The organism is Streptomyces sp. NBC_00683 (assembly GCF_036226745.1).
Classification (GTDB): Bacteria; Actinomycetota; Actinomycetes; order Streptomycetales; family Streptomycetaceae; genus Streptomyces.
Genome location: NZ_CP109013.1, coordinates 3750794 through 3767911, shown reverse-complemented (window position 1 = coordinate 3767911; position 17118 = coordinate 3750794). Strand labels below are relative to the sequence as shown.

Below are 17118 nucleotides of genomic sequence, written 5' to 3'. Positions count from 1 at the left end.
CAGATGATCACCACTCTCCTTGTCGCCAACCGCGGCGAGATCGCCTGCCGGATCTTCCGCACCTGCCGTGAACTGGGCATCTCCACCGTCGCCGTGTACTCGGACGCGGACGCCGGAGCCCTGCACGTACGCGAGGCGGACAGCGCCGTGCGCCTCCCGGGGGCCGCACCCGCCGATACGTATCTGCGCGGCGACCTCGTCGTCGCCGCGGCCCTCGCGGCGGGCGCCGACGCCGTGCACCCCGGGTACGGCTTCCTCTCCGAGAACGCCGGATTCGCCCAGGCCGTGCAGGACGCGGGCCTCGTATGGGTGGGGCCGCCGGTGAAGGCCATCGAGCTGATGGCGTCCAAGACCCGGGCCAAGGAGCTGATGGCCGCCGCCGAGGTGCCTCTGCTCGCCCCCGTCGACCCGGGCCGCGCCACCGCCGAGGACCTTCCGCTGCTGCTCAAGGCGGCGGCGGGCGGCGGCGGACGCGGGATGCGGATCGTACGGGAACTCGCCGACCTGCCCGGTGAGTTGACCGCTGCCTCCGCGGAGGCCGCCTCGGCCTTCGGGGACGGCGAGGTCTTCGCCGAGCCGTACGTCGAACGCGGCCGGCACGTCGAGGTCCAGATCATGGCGGACGACCGGGGAACGGTGTGGGCGCTCGGCACCCGCGACTGCTCGCTCCAGCGCCGCCACCAGAAAGTCATCGAGGAGGCCCCCGCGCCCGGCCTCGACGACGCGCTGCGGCAGCGGCTGCACGACGCCGCGGTCGCGGCCGCGCAGACGGTGGGCTACCGGGGGGCGGGAACGGTCGAGTTCCTCGTATCGGCCGAAGGGCGCCCGTACTTCCTGGAGATGAACACCCGCCTCCAGGTCGAACACCCCGTCACGGAGGCGGTGTTCGGGCTCGACCTCGTCGCCCTGCAGCTCCGGGTAGCGGAGGGCGGACCGCTGCCCGCCGCCACGCCCCCGGAGTCGCACGGGCACGCCGTCGAGGCCCGGCTGTACGCCGAGGACCCCGCCGCCGGCTGGCAGCCGCAGACCGGTGCGCTGCACACCCTGGAGGTGCCGGACGAGCCCGGGCTGCGCCTCGACACCGGATACACCGGCGGCGACACCGTCGGGGTGCACTACGACCCGATGCTCGCCAAGGTCATCGCGCACGCGCCGACCCGTACCGAAGCCGTACGCCTCCTCGCCCGCGCCCTCGAACGCGCCCGCATCCACGGGCCGGTCACCAACCGGGACCTGCTCGTACGGTCCCTGCGCCACCCGGACTTCACCGGCGCCCGGCCGGACACCGGCTTCTACGACCGGCACCTCGCCGCCCTCACCCCCGGGCCCGACGCCGGGGAGCAGCGCCTCGCCGCGACCGCCGCCGCCCTCGCCCGGGCCGCCGACCGGCCCGCCTCGGGCCCCGCCCGCTTCGGCGCCTGGCGCAACCTCGCCTCCCGGCCCCAGGCCAGGAGCTACCGCGGCGAACCCGACGGCAGCGAGCACGAGATCACCTACCGGACCGGGCGCGGCGGACTCCAGCCGGAATCCGGCGAACGGGTCGTCTCCGCCGCACCCGGCAGCGTCCGTCTCGAAACGGGCGGCGTCACCCGGCACTTCGCCGTCGCCGAACACGACGGGCGCGTGTACGTGGACGGCGACCGCGGCTCGTACACCTTCACCGCCCTGCCCCGCTTCACCGACCCCACCGAACGCACCGAACCCGGCTCCCTGCTCGCGCCCATGCCCGGCACCGTCGTCCGCCTCGCGGACGGGCTCGCACCGGGCGTGGCCGTCGAAGCCGGACAGCCGCTGATCTGGCTGGAGGCGATGAAGATGGAGCACCGCATCCTCGCCCCGGCCTCCGGCACCCTCACCGTGCTCCACGCCGCCCCCGGCCACCAGGTCGAGGTCGGCGCCCTGCTCGCCGTCGTCACCGAACCCGCAGACACGGGATCCGCCGCACCGGATTCCGCCGCACCGGAGGAGAACGCATGAGCACCGTCCTCGAAACCGAAGAGCACAAGGCGCTGCGCGCCGCCGTCGCCGCACTCGGCACGCGTTACGGGCGCGACTACATGACCTCCGTGATCCGCGAGGGCTCCCACCCCCACGAGCTGTGGAGCGACGCCGCCAAACTCGGCTACCTCGGCGTCAACCTTCCCGAGGAGTACGGCGGCGGAGGCGGCGGCATGGCCGAACTCTCCATCGTCCTGGAGGAGCTCGGCGCCGCCGGATCGCCCCTGCTGATGATGGTCGTGTCGCCCGCCATCTGCGGCACCGTCATCGCCCGCTTCGGCACCGGGAGCCAGAAGCAGCAATGGCTGCCCGGCCTCGCCGACGGCAGCCTCACCATGGCCTTCGGCATCACCGAACCCGACGCCGGGTCCAACTCCCACCGCATCACCACCACCGCCCGTCGCGAGAGCGGGGGAGGCTGGGTCCTCACCGGCCGCAAGGTCTTCGTCTCCGGCGTCGACATCGCGGACGCCACCCTCATCGTCGGGCGCACCGAGGACGCGCGTTCCGGCACGCTCAAGCCCTGCCTCTTCATCGTCCCGCGCGAAACCCCCGGCTTCGGCCGCTCGCAGATCGACATGGAACTCCACGCACCGGAGAAGCAGTTCGAGCTGACCCTCGACGACGTACGGCTGCCCGCCGACGCGCTGGTGGGTGATGAGGACGCCGGACTGCTCCAGCTGTTCGCCGGGCTCAACCCCGAGCGGATCATGACGGCCGCGTTCGGCATCGGGATGGGGAGGTACGCGCTCGGCAAGGCAGTCGAGTACGCGCGCACCCGCCAGGTGTGGAAGGCGCCCATCGGTGCCCACCAGGCCATAGCCCACCCGCTCGCCATCGCCCACATCGAGCTGGAACTGGCCCGCCTCATGATGCAGAAGGCGGCCCGGCTGTACGACGAGGGCGACGACATCGGCGCCGGCGAGGCCGCCAACATGGCCAAGTACGCGGCCGGCGAAGCCTGTGTGAAGGCCGTCGACCAGGCCGTCCACACCCTCGGCGGCAACGGCCTCACCCGCGAGTACGGCCTCGCCTCCCTGATCACGGCGGCACGCGTGGCCCGCATCGCGCCCGTCAGCAGGGAGATGATCCTGAACTACGTCTCCCACCAGTCGCTGGGACTGCCGAAGTCGTACTGAGGACGCACGTGGTCCAGGGTCTCCCCATTCCGTACGGCAGGGGCGATTCTGTCTCTTCACACCCGCGTGGCGGCCCCGCTCCTCGGAGCGGGGCCCCGCGCCCGCCGCACCGCGACGACAGGGGACCGCCATGGTGTTCCGCAGTGAGTACGCAGACGTTCCGGCCCTCGACACACCCATCCACGAAGCGGTACTGGGCGACGCCGCCGCATTCGGCGACACGGTCGCCCTGATCGACGGTACGAACGGCCTCTCCCTCACCTACGGCCAGCTCGACACGTTCCACCGCCGCATCGCCGCCCACCTCGCCGAAGCGGGACTCCGCAAGGGCGACGTCCTCGCCCTGCACAGCCCCAACACGATCGCCTACCCCCCGGTGTTCTACGGGGCCACGCGCGCCGGAGCCTCCGTCACCACCGTGCACCCGCTGGCCACGGCCAAGGAGTTCGCCAAGCAGCTGAAGGACTCCGCCGCCCGCTGGATCGTCACCGTGTCCATGTTCCTGGACGTGGCCCGCCGGGCGGCCGAACTCGCGGGCGGCATCCAGGAGATCTTCGTCTGCGACCAGGCCGACGGGCACACCTCCGTACTCGACATGCTGGGCTCCACCGCCCCGGAACCCGAGATCGCGTTCGACCCCGCCGAGGACATCGCCGCCCTCCCGTACTCCTCCGGGACCACCGGAACCCCCAAGGGCGTCATGCTCACCCACCGCTCCATCGGCACCAACCTGGAGCAGTTGCGCCCCTTCATCCCCATGGGCCCCGGCGACAGCATCCTGGCCGTCCTTCCCTTCTTCCACATATACGGGCTGACCGCCCTGATGAACGTCCCGCTGCGCTGCGGAGCCACGGTCGTCGTCCTGCCCCGCTTCGACCTCGACCAGTTCCTCGGCGCCATCCAGGAGCACCGCATCAGCGGGCTGTACGTGGCCCCGCCCATCGTCCTGGCCCTCGCCAAGCACCCGGCCGTCGGCAACTACGACCTGTCCTCGCTGCGGTACATCGTCAGCGCCGCCGCCCCCCTGGACGCCGAACTCGCCGCCGCGTGCTCGGCCCGCCTCGGCCTGCCGCCCGTACGCCAGGCCTACGGAATGACGGAACTCTCGCCCGGCACCCACGTCGTGCCGCTGGACGCCGAGAACCCGCCGCCCGGTGCCGTCGGGAAGCTGCTGCCCAGCACCGAGATGCGGATCGTGTCGATCGAGGACCCCGGCAAGGACGTCGGTACAGGCACCGACGGTGAGATCCTCATCCGCGGCCCCCAGGTGATGAAGGGCTACCTCGGACGCCCCGAAGCCACCGCCGAGATGATCGACGCGGACGGCTGGGTGCACACCGGGGACGTCGGCCGTGTCGACGCGGACGGCTGGCTGCACGTCGTCGACCGGGTGAAGGAACTGATCAAGTACAAGGGCTACCAGGTCGCACCCGCCGACCTGGAGGCCCTGCTCCTGACCCACGAGTCCGTCGCGGACGCCGCCGTCATCGGGGTGTACGACAGCGAGGGCAACGAGATCCCCAAGGCCTACGTCGTACGCCAGCCCGCCGCCCAGGACCTCACCGCCGACGACGTCATGGCGTACGTCGCCGGGCAGGTCGCCCCGTACAAGAAGGTCCGGCGGGTGGAATTCATCGAGGCCGTACCCCGCGCGGCCTCGGGCAAGATCCTCCGACGGGAACTGCGCGACAGGGAGAAGCAGCGATGACCCTTGCGGAACGTGCCCACGAGCGGGGCATCACCACCCTCACGCTCGACTCCCCGGCCAACCGCAACGCCCTGAGCGCACGGCTCGTCTCCGAACTGGCCGGGGCACTCGACGACTGCGCGGCGGACGACACCGTACGGGCGGTGATCCTCACCCACACCGGCAACACGTTCTGCGCGGGCGCCGACCTCACCGCGCCGGCCGACCCGCACGCCTTCGTCGCCCTCATGCGGCGCATCGTCACCCTGCCCAAACCGGTCGTCGCCCGGGTCACCGGGCACGTCCGGGCCGGCGGGCTCGGGCTGCTCGGCGCCTGCGACATCTCGGTCGCGGGCCCCGACTCCTCCTTCGCGCTCACCGAATCACGCCTCGGCCTCGCCCCGGCAGTCATCTCCCTGCCCCTGCTGCCCCGCCTGGACCCCCGCGCGGCATCCCGCTACTACCTCACCGGGGAACGCTTCGACGCGGCGGAAGCCGCGCGGATCGGTCTCGTGAGCCTCGCCGCCGAGGACGTGGACAAGGCGCTCGTACCGGTACTGGACGGACTGCGCAGGGCGTCGCCGCAGGGGCTGGCCGCCTCGAAGGAGCTGGCCACGGCTACTGTGCGGGAGAGTTTCGACCAGCACGCAGAAGACCTCATCGCCCGCTCGGCGGCCCTGTTCGCCTCCGCCGAGGCACGGGAGGGGATGACGGCCTTCCTCGAACGACGGGACCCCGCATGGGTGTGGTAACGCCCCCGAACCCGAAATCCCCCAAGCAGGACAGGAGCCGGGCCACCCGCCAACGGCTCCTGGAAGCGGCGGTCGCCTGCCTCGCCGAACACGGCTGGGCAGGCTCCACCGTCTCCGTCGTCGCCGAACGCGCCGGGGTGTCGCGCGGCGCCGCCCAGCACCACTTCCCCACCCGCGAGGACCTGTTCACCGGCGCCGTCGAGTACGTCGCCGAGGAACGCTCGGCCGCCCTGCGCGCCCTGCCCGTCCAGGGCCGCCCGGCGGTGCTCGCCGCCATCGTCGACCTCTACACGGGGCCGCTCTTCCGCGCCGCGCTGCAGCTCTGGGTCGCCGCGTCCAACGAGGAGCAGCTCCGTCCCCGCGTCACCGAACTAGAGGCCCGCGTGGGCCGTGAGACCCACCGCATCGCCGTCGAGCTCCTCGGCGCCGACGAGAGCAGCCCCGGAGTCCGCGAGACGGTCCAGGGCCTCCTCGACATGGCCCGCGGCCTCGGCCTCGCCAACGTCCTCACCGACGACACAGCCCGTCGGCGCAGGGTCGTGGCCCAGTGGGCGGCGCTGCTGGACGAGGCGCTGGGGCCCGCTGTCAGTCCTGCCCCGTAGCGTGGAAACCACCGATCGGCGGGCTGATCGCAGGGCCGGCCGGCACTGACAGCGGGGGCTTGAACATGAGCGCGGAGCATGTCGTCGGTCTCGTAGGAATGGTCTTGATCATCGCGGCCGCAGTGGCCCTTGTGGTGATTCTGCGGAGCGGATCCATCCTGCGCCCTGTGGTCGTGTACCCGTTGTGCGCCACGTGCGGGCACGCACAGCCCGAGCACTCCCGAGGCAGGGCGACCGAATGCCATCACGATTACGGGCACCACACCTGGAACAACGACAGCTACGGCAACAGCCAGCAGAAGTACGGCGACAGGTGCGGCTGCACCGAGTTCCGGCACAAGGACAACCTCGACCTGCCGGAACTGGGACTCCCGCGCACCCACCCCGACGCATGAATGGCTCAAGGGGGAAACCGCGCCCACGCCTGCGCGCGGTTCCCCCCTTGAACAGGCCGGCCTCGCCGAGCAGCCAGGGCAGAAGAGATGTCGACCCCGCGGTGAGCAGCGGAACGTGGCGCCCCGCTCCCGTCAGTTCCCCAGGTCGGCGAGCTGCTCGTACCCCGGGATCTCCTGCGGGTTGCGCGAACCCGGACCGACGTACGTCGCCGAGGGGCGCACCAGCCGGCCCGTCCGCTTCTGCTCCAGGATGTGTGCCGACCAGCCCGCCGTACGGGCGCAGCTGAACATCGACGTGAACATGTGCGCCGGGACCTCCGCGAAGTCCAGCACGATCGCCGCCCAGAACTCGACGTTCGTCGCCAGCACCCGGTCCGGGCGCCTGGCGTGCAGCTCCTCGAGGGCGGCCTTCTCCAGCGCCTCCGCCACCTCGAAGCGCGGCGCCGCCAGCTCGCGGGCCGTACGCCGCAGGACGCGGGCGCGCGGGTCCTCGGCGCGGTAGACGCGGTGGCCGAAGCCCATCAGCCGTTCGCCCTTGTCCAGGGCCTTCTTCACGTACGCGGTGGCGTCGCCGGTCCGCTCGATCTCCTCGATCATGCCGAGGACCCGGGACGGGGCACCACCGTGCAGCGGACCCGACATCGCGCCCACCGCACCCGACAGCGCCGCCGACACGTCCGCGCCGGTCGACGCGATGACGCGGGCGGTGAACGTCGAGGCGTTCATGCCGTGCTCGGCCGCAGAGGTCCAGTAGGCGTCGACCGCCTTCACGTGCCGGGGGTCCGGCTCACCGCGCCAGCGGATCATGAACCGTTCCACGACGGACTGTGCCTTGTCGATCTCGCTCTGCGGAACCATCGGCAGCCCCTGGCCGCGCGCCGACTGGGCCACGTACGACAGGGCCATCACCGCGGCCCGCGCCAGGTCGTTGCGGGCGGTCTCCTCGTCGATGTCGAGCAGCGGTTTGAGACCCCACACGGGCGCCAGCATGGCGAGCGCGGACTGCACGTCGACACGGATGTCGCCGGAGTGCACGGGGATCGGGAACGGTTCGGCGGGCGGCAGGCCGGGGTTGAACGCCCCGTCGACCAGCAGACCCCAGACGTTGCCGAACGACACATGGCCGACGAGGTCCTCGATGTCGACGCCGCGGTAGCGGAGCGAGCCGCCTTCCTTGTCGGGCTCGGCGATCTCCGTCTCGAACGCGACGACTCCTTCAAGTCCGGGTACGAAGTCGGACATCGGGCGGCTCCCTCGGCTCGGCGGCTGTATGCAGGCCACGGAGGCCCGCTCTCGATACTGGCGGGTACCCACGATGCGGGGAAGGGTGACATCCCGCACAGCACCGGGTTGCTCCGGCGGGCGGTTGTGCCCCCTACCGGCCCGGCACACCGACCCGCTGCGGCAGGATGGCCCCGTGCCCACAGCTGATGCCACTCCGTCTTCCGCTTCCGCCTCCTCTCGCGCCTCTGCCTCCGATTGCACCACCGATCCGGCCGCGATGCGCGAGCAGTACCGCTCCGAGGACTTCACCGAGAAGGACCTCGCCGCCGATCCGATGGACCAGTTCGCCCACTGGTTCCGCCAGGTCGCCGGGGGCGGCGCACTCCACGAGCCGAACGCGATGGTGGTCTCCACGGCCACGCCCGAGGGCCGGCCGTCCTCCCGCACGGTGCTGCTGAAGCACTACGACGACCGCGGTTTCGTCTTCTTCACCAATTACGGCTCCCGCAAGGGCCGGGAGCTGACCGCGAACCACTACGTCTCGCTGCTCTTCCCCTGGCACCCGCTGGCCCGCCAGGTCATCGTCACCGGCACCGCGGTCCGCGTCGGCCGCGAGGAGACGGTCGCCTACTTCCGTACCCGCCCGCACGGCTCCCAGCTCGGCGCCTGGGCGAGCGAGCAGTCCACGGTGATCGGCTCCCGCGAGGAGCTGGTGACGCGCTACGAGGAGCTGGCCGCCCGCTACCCGGAGGGCGAGAAGGTCCCCGCACCCCCGCAGTGGGGCGGCTTCCGCGTCGTACCGGAGACGATCGAGTTCTGGCAGGGCCACGAGAACCGGCTGCACGACCGGCTGCGCTACGTACGCGAGGGCGAGGACTGGACCGTGGAGCGGCTCTGCCCGTAGGGCCCTGGGCCCCACCGGGCCCCGGACACGCAGAAACCCGCAGGCTCTGGTCCCTCCTTGCGGAGGAGCCGGCCGGACTTACCGGCGAGCCTGCGGGTCGGTGACTGCTTGGGTTTCGGCAGACAGCCTGCCGAGGTGCACTGTGTGCGACGACGGGCTGTCAGCCCGCAGCCACCTCACGAATCCGATAAGACTGCACTTTTCGGATCACCTCCTTTCGACGTGTGACCACAGCCTAGGAACCCGTCCCGGGAGACACAAGCCATTTATCGGGGATCGGATGGCCGCCGGATTTCGCGGAAGTGGCTGTGCGGTGGCTCACGTTCGAGTTCAATGGTCTGACGTGCGGCAATGCGGAACACGTCCTGCGGGGGGTACGGAGTGAGTGCTTCCAGGAGCAGTGGAACCACCGACGCGCTCGGACCCGACGAGGACCCCGAGCCGGACCCCGGGCGCGAGCCCCGTGCGGTTGCGATCCCCGGGTCCCAGTTGCTCGCGGCGCTGCTCGACGGGATGGACGCCGCGCTCTGCGCGTTCGACGCCCACGGCACGATCACCCACTGGAACCGTGAGGCCGAGCGGATTCTCGGCTGGTCCGCCGGGGAAGCCGTGGGGCGGAGCGGATTCGCCGGGTGGGCGGTGCGGAGCGCGGACGCGGGGGACGTGCAGGGCCGGCTGATGTCCGCCATGGACGCCCCCGGGCGGCAGGTCCACGAGTTCGCGCTGCTGCGCAAGGACGGCGGGCGGGTGCTCGTACGGACGCAGTCCTCCGGGGTGCGCGGCGAGGGCGGGAAGCCGGCCGGGGTGTACTGCGCGTTCAGTGAGGTGCACGCGCAGATCGATCTGGAGCGGTCCATCGCGCTGAGCGAGGCGTTGTTCGAGGACGCGTCGTGGGGTGTCGTCCTCGTCGATGTCGATCTGCGGCCGACCGTCGTCAACTCCTACGCCGCGCGGGCGCTGGGAGGCGGGCGTACGGCGCTGCTGGGACGTCCGCTGGGCGAACTGGTCGTCCAGGGGGTCGAGGACCTGGAGGGCGCGCTGCAGCACGTGCTCGCCGAGGGGTCGCCGCCCGCGCCCGCGGAGCTGTGGGTGACGCTCAGGACGGCCGAGGGCGACCGGCGGCGCTGCTGGCGCAGCGGGTTCCTGCGGCTGGCGTCGCCCCTGGCCGAGGAACCGGTCCCGCTGGGGGTCGGCTGGCTGTTCCGGGACGTGACGGCGGCGAAGCTCGCGGAGCAGGAGGCGGACCGGGTGCGCTTCCGGTCGAACCAGCTGCACCGGGCGGCCCGCCAGGCGGCCGAGTGCGAGGACCCCATGGAGGCGGCGACCTCCTCGCTGGACTTCGCCCTGGCCGGGTTCGCCGACCATGTGGTGGTCGATCTGCTGGCGGGGGAGCGGCTGGTGCGGGCCGCGGCGACGCCGGCCGACGCGCCGGGCCCGTGCCTGCCGGTGTCGGGCGGCTCGATCCCGGTGCGGTACGGGCCGGGGCACCCTGCCCTGCAGGCGGTGGAGCGTACGGGCTCGGTACGGGCCAGCGCGCGGGCCGGGGCGGGCGAGGAGTGGGCGGTGGAACGCCAGTGGCCGCGGGATGCGGTGCACGCGCTGTGCGCGGTGCTGCGGAGCCGGGGGCGGACGCTGGGCGTGGTGACGTTCCTGCGCTCGGGGAGCCGCAGCGCGTTCGAACGCCCGGACGCGATGTACGCGGAGAGCGTGGCGGTCCGGGTCGCCTCGGCGGTGGACCTGGCGCGCCTGACCGCCGGCGGCGGCGACCCGTCGGGCGTGTGAGGACGGAACCGTGCACCCCGGTCCGGGGCGCCGCTCCGCGCCGCTCGGTCCGTGGCACCGCTCAGTGCCGGTAGAAGATCCGGTCCCCGTACTCCCGCATCACGCGACCGTTCCACTCGTGCCCGCCGTCCACGTTCCCCGACCGCAGCAGCGGCGGCTCGATCCCCCGGGCGACCAGCTCCTCCGCGGCGGTGGCCATCATCGCCTGCATCAGCGCACTGGTGACGACCGTCGACGCGGGCGCGAACGGCGCCTCGATCCCGTCCGCCGTCAGTTCCGCGTCACCGATCGAGATCTTGCTGTCGAGGACGATGTCGCAGTGGTCCCGCAGGAATCCCCCCGAGGTGTGCCGCGACCGGGTGCCCGTCGCGTACGCGACCGAGGTGACGCCGATGACCGTCAGCCCGAGCGCCCGGGCGTTCTGCGCCATCTCCACGGGCAGCGCGTTGCGCCCCGACAGGGAGATGATCACGAGGAGGTCGCCGGACGTCGCGGGGCTGGAGTCGAGCACGGCGCTCGCGAGACCGTCCACCCGCTCCAGCGCGGAGCCGAGCGTGGCCGGCATGACGTCGACGCCGACGGTGCCGGGGACGGCGAGCAGGTTCATCAGGGCGAATCCGCCCGCCCGGTAGACGACGTCCTGTGCGGCGAGGGAGGAGTGCCCCGCCCCGAAGGCGAAGAGCCGGCCGCCCGCGGCGACGGTGTCGGCGATCGCGGCACCGGCGGCCGCGACGGCGGCGGACTCCTCGTCGCGCACACGCTCCAACAGGCCGATCGCTGCGTCGAAGAACTGACCGGCAAGCGTGCTGTCGCTCATCGAGGAGGCCTTTCCTACGGGGTGGGGTGTCCGTGCCGCGGATCACGTTGCGGTCTGGACCAGTGGGCTGTCAATACCGCTCCGGTGCACCGGCTGCCGCCGCGGCGGCACGGTTGTCGTTGCTATGCGTCAGAATTGGTGCAGGGCCATCGCACGACGACTTCATGTCACAGCATCGAGGGGCACGTATGTCCGGACTGATCGATACAACGGAGATGTATCTCCGCACCATCCTCGAGCTCGAAGAGGAAGGCGTGGTCCCGATGCGCGCCCGGATCGCGGAACGGCTGGACCAGAGCGGTCCGACGGTCAGCCAGACGGTGGCGCGCATGGAGCGGGACGGGCTCGTCCAGGTCGCGGGTGACCGCCATCTGGAATTGACCGACGAGGGGCGCCGCCTCGCGACGCGCGTGATGCGCAAGCACCGGCTCGCCGAGTGCCTGCTCGTCGACGTGATCGGTCTGGAGTGGGAGCAGGTCCACGCCGAGGCCTGTCGCTGGGAGCACGTGATGAGTGAGGCCGTGGAGCGCCGGGTGCTGGAGCTGCTGCGGCACCCGACGGAGTCTCCGTACGGGAACCCGATCCCGGGCCTGGAGGAGCTGGGCGAGCAGGCGGAGGCCGATCCGTTCCTGGACGAGGGCATGGTGAGCCTGTCCGAGCTCGACCCGGGCGCGGAGGGCAAGACCGTGGTGGTGCGCCGGATCGGTGAGCCGATCCAGACGGACGCCCAGCTGATGTACACGCTGCGGCGGGCGGGCGTGCAGCCCGGCTCGGTGGTCAGCGTGACGGAGTCGCCCGGCGGCGTGCTGGTCGGTTCCAGCGGTGAGGCGGCGGAGCTGGACTCCGAGGTCGCCTCGCACGTCTTCGTCGCCAAGCGCTAAAGGCCTGGCCAAGGCTTCGCCGGGGCCTCTTCGGGGCTTCGGCGGGCAGGGCCTCGACGGCCTTGCGATTGCAGTCGCGGATGCAGATGCACGTGCAGAAGTGGACCAGTAAAGCCCGCTTTCTGTTTTCCGTCCGGAATCGCAGCGCCCGGGCGAATCGCGTGCCAGGCTGTGGCCAGGCATATGACCTGAGAGTGTCGGCAGAGCCTGCCGCGCGGTCGGGGAGGGAGCAGGGAATGCGCCCGTCGTACTGGCATGTGCACCGCGAGGTGGCTGCCGCGCTCCCGGGCGCCCTGATGGCCGTACGGCGCGGGTGGCGCGCCCCGGCAGCTCCGCGTGAGCGCGGACCGATCTGTTCCGGAACAGGGGAAGGCCCCGGCGCCCGAGGGCGCCGGGGCCGGTCCTCCCCTGCGCTGACCTGGAGCCCCGAGCTCTCAAGGTCAGTCCCCACGGACCCCTGTCCCCGAGCGGTCCGCTTCCCGCAGAAGGTCTCCCCGCAGTGGCGGGCGTCAATCCTGGAGGGCTGTCACTCGAACGTGGGGTGTTACGAGTCGGAACCCGATTTTCGAATAAAGGTTCGATAGTCTGGCGGAGGCGACCACACGGTGATCGAGGACCAGAAGGGGGTGCCAGAACCTATGGTGCGGCGCATTGATGTGACCGGATCCGACGGCGTACGCCTTGCCGCCTGGGATTTCGCCGATCCGCCCAAAGGGCGCGCGGAGGCCGAGCGCGCCCCCGGGATCTTATTGCTCCACGGGCTGATGGGACGCGCCACGCACTGGTCCTCCACAGCCCGCTGGCTCTCCGAGCGGCACCGGCCCGTCGGCCTCGACCAGCGCGGGCACGGCCGCAGCGAGAAGCCGGCCGAGGGGCCCTACACCCGTGACGCGTACGTCGCCGACGCCGAGGCGGCGATCGAACAGCTCGGTCTCGCGCCCGTCACCCTCATCGGACATTCGATGGGCGCTCTCACCGCGTGGCAGCTCGCGGCCAAGCGCCCCGACCTCGTCAAGGCCCTGATCATCTGCGACATGCGGGCCTCCGCGCTCGGGGCCGCCTCGCAACGGGAATGGGAGGACTGGTTCGACGCGTGGCCGGTCCCCTTCGCGACCCTCGCCGACGTACGGAAGTGGTTCGGCGAGGACGACCCCTGGGTGGAGCGGCCCAATCCGTCCCGCGGTGAGTTCTTCGCCGAGGTGATGGCCGAGCGGTCCGACGGCTGGCGCCCCGTCTTCTCCCGCCGCCAGATGCTCCGGTCCCGGGCGACCTGGGTCTACGACGCCCACTGGGAGGAGCTGGCGCAGGTCCAGTGCCCCGCCCTGGTCCTGCGCGGCCTCGACGGCGAGCTCGGCCGGGCCGAGGCCCAGGAAATGGTCCGCGTCCTGCCGCGCGGGCAGTACGCGGAGGTGGCCGATGCCGGCCACCTCGTCCACTACGACCAGCCGGAGGGCTGGCGCACGGCGGTGGAGCCGTTCCTGGAGCAGCTCGCCGAGGACTTCCGGGACGACAGGGAGCCCGTCAGCCCCTGACGGGCCGACTGCTCCGGCGGCCCGGCCCCTCAGCCCTTGCTGACCGCGGTCAGGATCTCCGGGAGCCGGTCCGCCGCGCGGGGCGCGGCCAGCCGTACCCCCAGCCACCCGATGAAGGCCCCGTACACCGTGCCCACGGGCAGCACCAGCCACAGCCAATCCCGCAGTCCGGCCGTGTGCAGCCAGATCGTCAGCCCGATCACGGGCCCGCAGAGCAGTCCGGCCGTCACCATCCCGCCGAGGATGGAGATCCAGGCCAGCCCGCCCTGCCCCGGCGCCACGTTCTTGAACGCACCGTCCTGCGGGATCGAGTAGGGGAACAGCACCGAGGCCATGGCGCCCGTCGCGAGCATCCCGCCCAGCAGGGCGAACGACAGCCCCAGACCCGCCGGCAGCGTCGCCCAGTCCCCGAGCACCGCCGCGTTCACGACCGTCACCAGAGCCGTGTACGGCAGGGTGATCAGCAGCAGCGCCAGTGCCCGCGCCCGCAGTTCGAGGTAGGCGTCCCGGGGCGAGGAGATCGTCTGCGCCACCATCCAGAAGGCGGAGGTGTCCTGCCCGAACTGGTTGTACATCTGCATGCCGAGCATCCCCGCCGCGAAGGAGGCGAGGTAGACCGAGCCGGTCCCCTGGACCGCGTTGAGCACCGGCACGATCAGACCGATCGCCAGTGCCGTCACCCAGGTCGCCTTCGTCTTCGGGTCCCGCGCGATGTACCGCAGACTCCGCTCCATCACCGTCCCCGTACGCCCCTCGGGAAGCAGCGCGAAGAGTCCGGAGCGGCCGGCTCCGGACCGCTTGGAGGCAGGCTCGGCGGCGGCGATCGTGGAACCGTCCGGTGACGTCATCAGCTTCACCAGGCTCCGTTGCCACAGCCACCCCAGGGCACCCAGGGCGAGCACGGAGAGCAGCAGTTGCGCGAGAGCCGTCCCGTACGCCCCCTCGGACGCGGACCCCACCGCGCCGAGTGCCGAGGCCGGCGGCAGCCAGCGCACCACGTCCGCGAGCGGTTCGAGCGAGGACAGCCCGCCCGCCCGGCCCAGGCGCTGCGCACCGAAGTTGACGAACTGGATGCCCACCCCGATCACCAGCCCGCTGAGCACCGCGAGATCGCGGCCCTTGCGGGAGGTCAGCAGCCGGATGTTGGCCGTGGCCACGGACCGGGCCAGCGCCACGCAGACCAGCAGCGTCAGCGGTACGGCGACGACCGAGGTCACCACCGCCGCCCAGCCCCGTGCCACGGCGATCACCGAGCCGAGAACCAGGGCGAGTGTGAAGAGCGGCCCGATACCGATCAGCGAGGCCACCAGCAGCGCCCCGATCAGCGGGCGGGGCCGCAGCGGAAGCATGACCAGCCGGCTCGGGTCGAGGGTCTCGTCGCCGCTCGGGAAGAACAGCGGCATCACCGCCCAGCCGAGCGCGACCACCGCGGTCATCAGGACCACGAGGGTCTCCGCCTGGGCGTTGCCGCGCAGCACGACCAGCCCGATCACCTGGCCCACGGCGAGCAGCACGGTGACGACGAGGGACGCGACATAGGCGGCCCGCCGCCCGGACGACTGGCGCAGACCGTTGCGCAGCAGCGTCAGCTTGAGTTGTACGAAGACGGGGACGAGGCCGTGGCCACCGACGGCCGGGACGGTGGACCCCACGGGTGCGTCGAGCACGGTCATCGGGTGCCGCCCAGCCAGTCCAGGGACTCCCCGGTGTCCCGGCTGCCCGCGCCGACCAGTTCGAGGAACGCGTCCTGCAGCGAGGACGCGTCGCCGCGCACCTCGGCCAGCGTGCCGTGGGCCCGGATCCGGCCCGCCGCCATGACGGCCACCCAGTCGCAGAGCGACTCGACGAGCTCCATCACATGGCTGGAGAAGACGACGGTGGCGCCGGAGCGCGTGTAGCGCTCCAGAACGCCGCGAATGGTCTGCGCCGACACCGGGTCGACGCCCTCGAACGGCTCGTCGAGGAAGAGGACTTCGGGGTTGTGCAGCAGCGCGGCCGCCAGACCGATCTTCTTGCGCATCCCGGTCGAGTAGTCCACGACCAGCTTGTGCTGGGCACCCGCCAGATCGAGCACGTCGAGCAGCTGGGTGGCCCGCTTGTCGACCTCTGCGCCCGGCAGGCCGCGCAACCGCCCGATGTACGCGAGGAGTTCACGCCCCGAGAGCCGCTCGAAGAGCCGCAGTCCCTCGGGAAGCACCCCGATCCTTGCCTTCACCGCTACCGGGTCCCGCCAGACGTCGTGCCCGCCGACCTCGATCTTCCCCATGTCCGGCCTGAGCAGCCCGGTCACCATCGAGAGCGTGGTGGTCTTGCCCGCGCCGTTGGGGCCCACCAGGCCGACGAACTTGCCTGCGGGCAGCTCGAGATCGATCCCGGCGACCGCGACCTGTTCGCCGAACCGCTTCCACAGCCCCTGTACCCGCACAGCGGGCGCGCCCACCACCGCGCCGGAGATGACCGTGTTGTCCGTCACGGTTCCGCTGTCCGTGTCCGCATGGTCCGGCATGCCACTGCCTTTCGGTATCCCTGCTCGTGGGGACACCCTACGAAAGGCGCGTCCGGGCGTCGGCGGCCTCCCGTGCGCAGGCGTAGGCGAGGGGGCTGATGAGCTCCGCCGCGTCCGGCAGCCACCGGTTGCTGTGGGTCGGCCGGCGGGCCCACTGGACCGCACCGCGCCCGCCCACGCGGGTCGGCGGCCCGGCCACGTAATCGCCCTCGCCCCGGCCCACGAGGTCGATCGCCGCGGCGTCCCAGCCCAGGTGCCCCACGAGATCGGGTGCCTTGGCCGCGGCGCCGGGGAGCACGAAGAACAGCATGCGGCGGTCGGGGGTGCACGTCACCGGGCCGAGCGTGAGGTCCATCCGCTCCATCCGGGCCAGGGCCAGGAACCCGGCGGACTCCGGGACGTCGAGCGCGTCGAAGGCGCGACCGGTCGGCAGGAGCACCGAGGACTTCGGGTGCTCCACCCACATCCGACGTGCGGCCGCGGCGCTGCCGGTGGCATGCCCGGCCCAGTCGGGCCGGGTGGGATGGGCTCCGGGGGAGGGACAGCCGGCGTCGCCGCACGAGCAGCGTTCCATCCCCTCCACCGCTTCGAGCCAGGTGCCGGGAAACACGTCCCAGTGCCGCTCCTCCGCGTACCGCGCTGCGGCGTCGAGCAGCTGTTCACCTCGCTGTTGGGGGACCTGTGCGGCTTCCGTCACTCCGATGGGCTCTTCCACGAAGAACACAACTACCGCCGCCACCTGGGGTTACGGGCGTGGCGCAGTGGGACACGGCGGATCGATCCTGCATATGGGGCGCACGGAGGCATGGGCGGGGGCGCGCGTGAGGCAGTGCACCGATGTGCGGGTAACCACTGCAGGACTGTGCCAACTCGCTACTGCTCGTACCCAATGCAGATGA

General features: G+C 71.8%; 15 protein-coding genes. 10 read left to right on the top strand and 5 right to left on the bottom strand.

Going from position 1 to position 17118, the window contains the following annotated elements; all coding sequences use genetic code 11:
• Positions 1–3 precede the first annotated feature (3 nt).
• The 6 genes from OG257_RS16685 to OG257_RS16660 all read left to right on the top strand — a co-directional run bounded on the left by OG257_RS16685 (position 4) and on the right by OG257_RS16660 (position 6573).
• Complete coding sequence (locus OG257_RS16685) at positions 4–1977, top strand: acetyl/propionyl/methylcrotonyl-CoA carboxylase subunit alpha (RefSeq protein WP_329208495.1); 1974 nt, start codon at positions 4–6, stop codon at positions 1975–1977.
• Positions 1974–3137, top strand: coding sequence for an acyl-CoA dehydrogenase family protein (locus OG257_RS16680; RefSeq protein ID WP_329208494.1), 1164 nt, complete (start codon positions 1974–1976; stop codon positions 3135–3137). The genes OG257_RS16685 and OG257_RS16680 overlap by 4 nt, the downstream gene beginning before the upstream one ends.
• A 130-nt stretch (positions 3138–3267) precedes the next feature.
• Entirely contained in the window at positions 3268–4845 is a 1578-nt protein-coding gene (locus tag OG257_RS16675) for a 4-coumarate--CoA ligase family protein (protein ID WP_329208493.1), read from the top strand.
• Entirely contained in the window at positions 4842–5576 is a 735-nt protein-coding gene (locus tag OG257_RS16670) for an enoyl-CoA hydratase family protein (protein ID WP_329208492.1), read from the top strand. Before OG257_RS16675 ends, OG257_RS16670 begins: the two co-directional genes overlap by 4 nt.
• Positions 5564–6178, top strand: coding sequence for a TetR/AcrR family transcriptional regulator (locus OG257_RS16665; RefSeq protein WP_329208491.1), 615 nt, complete (start codon positions 5564–5566; stop codon positions 6176–6178). The genes OG257_RS16670 and OG257_RS16665 overlap by 13 nt, the downstream gene beginning before the upstream one ends.
• Positions 6179–6243: 65 nt before the next feature.
• Entirely contained in the window at positions 6244–6573 is a 330-nt protein-coding gene (locus OG257_RS16660) for a hypothetical protein (RefSeq protein WP_329208490.1), read from the top strand.
• A gap of 132 nt (positions 6574–6705) precedes the next feature.
• Here OG257_RS16660 and OG257_RS16655 read toward each other — a convergent pair whose 3' ends face one another.
• On the bottom strand, positions 6706–7815 hold the full coding sequence (locus OG257_RS16655; RefSeq protein WP_329208489.1) for a citrate synthase 2: 1110 nt from the start codon (positions 7813–7815) through the stop codon (positions 6706–6708).
• A 259-nt stretch (positions 7816–8074) separates the two neighbouring features.
• On the opposite strand from OG257_RS16655, the gene pdxH reads away from it, so the two are divergent.
• The gene (gene pdxH, locus OG257_RS16650; RefSeq protein WP_329208488.1) at positions 8075–8701 is read left to right on the top strand and encodes a pyridoxamine 5'-phosphate oxidase; all 627 of its coding nucleotides are present in this window, start codon (positions 8075–8077) and stop codon (positions 8699–8701) included.
• Positions 8702–9082: 381 nt separating this feature from the next.
• Positions 9083–10483 carry a PAS domain-containing protein gene (locus OG257_RS16645; RefSeq protein ID WP_329208487.1) on the top strand — a complete coding sequence of 467 codons (1401 nt, stop codon included), beginning with the start codon at positions 9083–9085 and terminating at the stop codon, positions 10481–10483.
• A 61-nt stretch (positions 10484–10544) separates the two neighbouring features.
• Here the strand turns inward: OG257_RS16645 and OG257_RS16640 are convergent, their stop codons facing one another.
• Positions 10545–11300 carry an SIS domain-containing protein gene (locus OG257_RS16640; protein WP_329208486.1) on the bottom strand — a complete coding sequence of 252 codons (756 nt, stop codon included), beginning with the start codon at positions 11298–11300 and terminating at the stop codon, positions 10545–10547.
• 188 nt (positions 11301–11488) lie between these two features.
• Here OG257_RS16640 and OG257_RS16635 point away from each other — a divergent pair, with 188 nt between their 5' ends.
• Together OG257_RS16635 and OG257_RS16630 are read left to right on the top strand one after the other, a co-directional pair.
• Entirely contained in the window at positions 11489–12181 is a 693-nt protein-coding gene (locus tag OG257_RS16635) for a metal-dependent transcriptional regulator (protein WP_329208485.1), read from the top strand.
• Between the two features lie 638 nt (positions 12182–12819).
• Positions 12820–13713, top strand: coding sequence for an alpha/beta fold hydrolase (locus OG257_RS16630; RefSeq protein ID WP_329208484.1), 894 nt, complete (start codon positions 12820–12822; stop codon positions 13711–13713).
• Between the two features lie 29 nt (positions 13714–13742).
• On the opposite strand, the gene OG257_RS16625 is transcribed toward OG257_RS16630, so the two are convergent.
• From OG257_RS16625 to OG257_RS16615, 3 genes are read right to left on the bottom strand one after another with little or no spacing between them, the layout of a single operon-like run.
• Positions 13743–15386, bottom strand: a complete 1644-nt coding sequence (locus tag OG257_RS16625) for a transporter (protein ID WP_329208483.1) — start codon at positions 15384–15386, stop codon at positions 13743–13745.
• Positions 15383–16219 carry an ABC transporter ATP-binding protein gene (locus OG257_RS16620; RefSeq protein WP_329208482.1) on the bottom strand — a complete coding sequence of 279 codons (837 nt, stop codon included), beginning with the start codon at positions 16217–16219 and terminating at the stop codon, positions 15383–15385. Before OG257_RS16620 ends, OG257_RS16625 begins: the two co-directional genes overlap by 4 nt.
• 37 nt (positions 16220–16256) lie before the next feature.
• Positions 16257–16943, bottom strand: coding sequence for a bifunctional DNA primase/polymerase (locus tag OG257_RS16615; RefSeq protein WP_329208481.1), 687 nt, complete (start codon positions 16941–16943; stop codon positions 16257–16259).
• Between the last annotated feature and the right edge of the window lie 175 nt (positions 16944–17118).

Bases quoted from the DNA above. Each gene is read 5' to 3' on its own strand.
- OG257_RS16685 (WP_329208495.1), top strand. From the start codon at position 4: ATGATCACCACTCTCCTTGTCGCCAACCGCGGCGAGATCGCCTGCCGG.
- OG257_RS16670 (WP_329208492.1), top strand. From the start codon at position 4,842: ATGACCCTTGCGGAACGTGCCCACGAGCGGGGCATCACCACCCTCACG.
- OG257_RS16635 (WP_329208485.1), top strand. From the start codon at position 11,489: ATGTCCGGACTGATCGATACAACGGAGATGTATCTCCGCACCATCCTC.
- OG257_RS16665 (WP_329208491.1), top strand. From the start codon at position 5,564: ATGGGTGTGGTAACGCCCCCGAACCCGAAATCCCCCAAGCAGGACAGG.
- OG257_RS16625 (WP_329208483.1), bottom strand. From the start codon at position 15,386: ATGACCGTGCTCGACGCACCCGTGGGGTCCACCGTCCCGGCCGTCGGT.
- OG257_RS16655 (WP_329208489.1), bottom strand. From the start codon at position 7,815: ATGTCCGACTTCGTACCCGGACTTGAAGGAGTCGTCGCGTTCGAGACG.
- OG257_RS16660 (WP_329208490.1), top strand. From the start codon at position 6,244: ATGAGCGCGGAGCATGTCGTCGGTCTCGTAGGAATGGTCTTGATCATC.
- OG257_RS16620 (WP_329208482.1), bottom strand. From the start codon at position 16,219: ATGCCGGACCATGCGGACACGGACAGCGGAACCGTGACGGACAACACG.
- OG257_RS16630 (WP_329208484.1), top strand. From the start codon at position 12,820: ATGGTGCGGCGCATTGATGTGACCGGATCCGACGGCGTACGCCTTGCC.
- OG257_RS16640 (WP_329208486.1), bottom strand. From the start codon at position 11,300: ATGAGCGACAGCACGCTTGCCGGTCAGTTCTTCGACGCAGCGATCGGC.
- OG257_RS16680 (WP_329208494.1), top strand. From the start codon at position 1,974: ATGAGCACCGTCCTCGAAACCGAAGAGCACAAGGCGCTGCGCGCCGCC.
- pdxH (WP_329208488.1), top strand. From the start codon at position 8,075: ATGCGCGAGCAGTACCGCTCCGAGGACTTCACCGAGAAGGACCTCGCC.
- OG257_RS16675 (WP_329208493.1), top strand. From the start codon at position 3,268: ATGGTGTTCCGCAGTGAGTACGCAGACGTTCCGGCCCTCGACACACCC.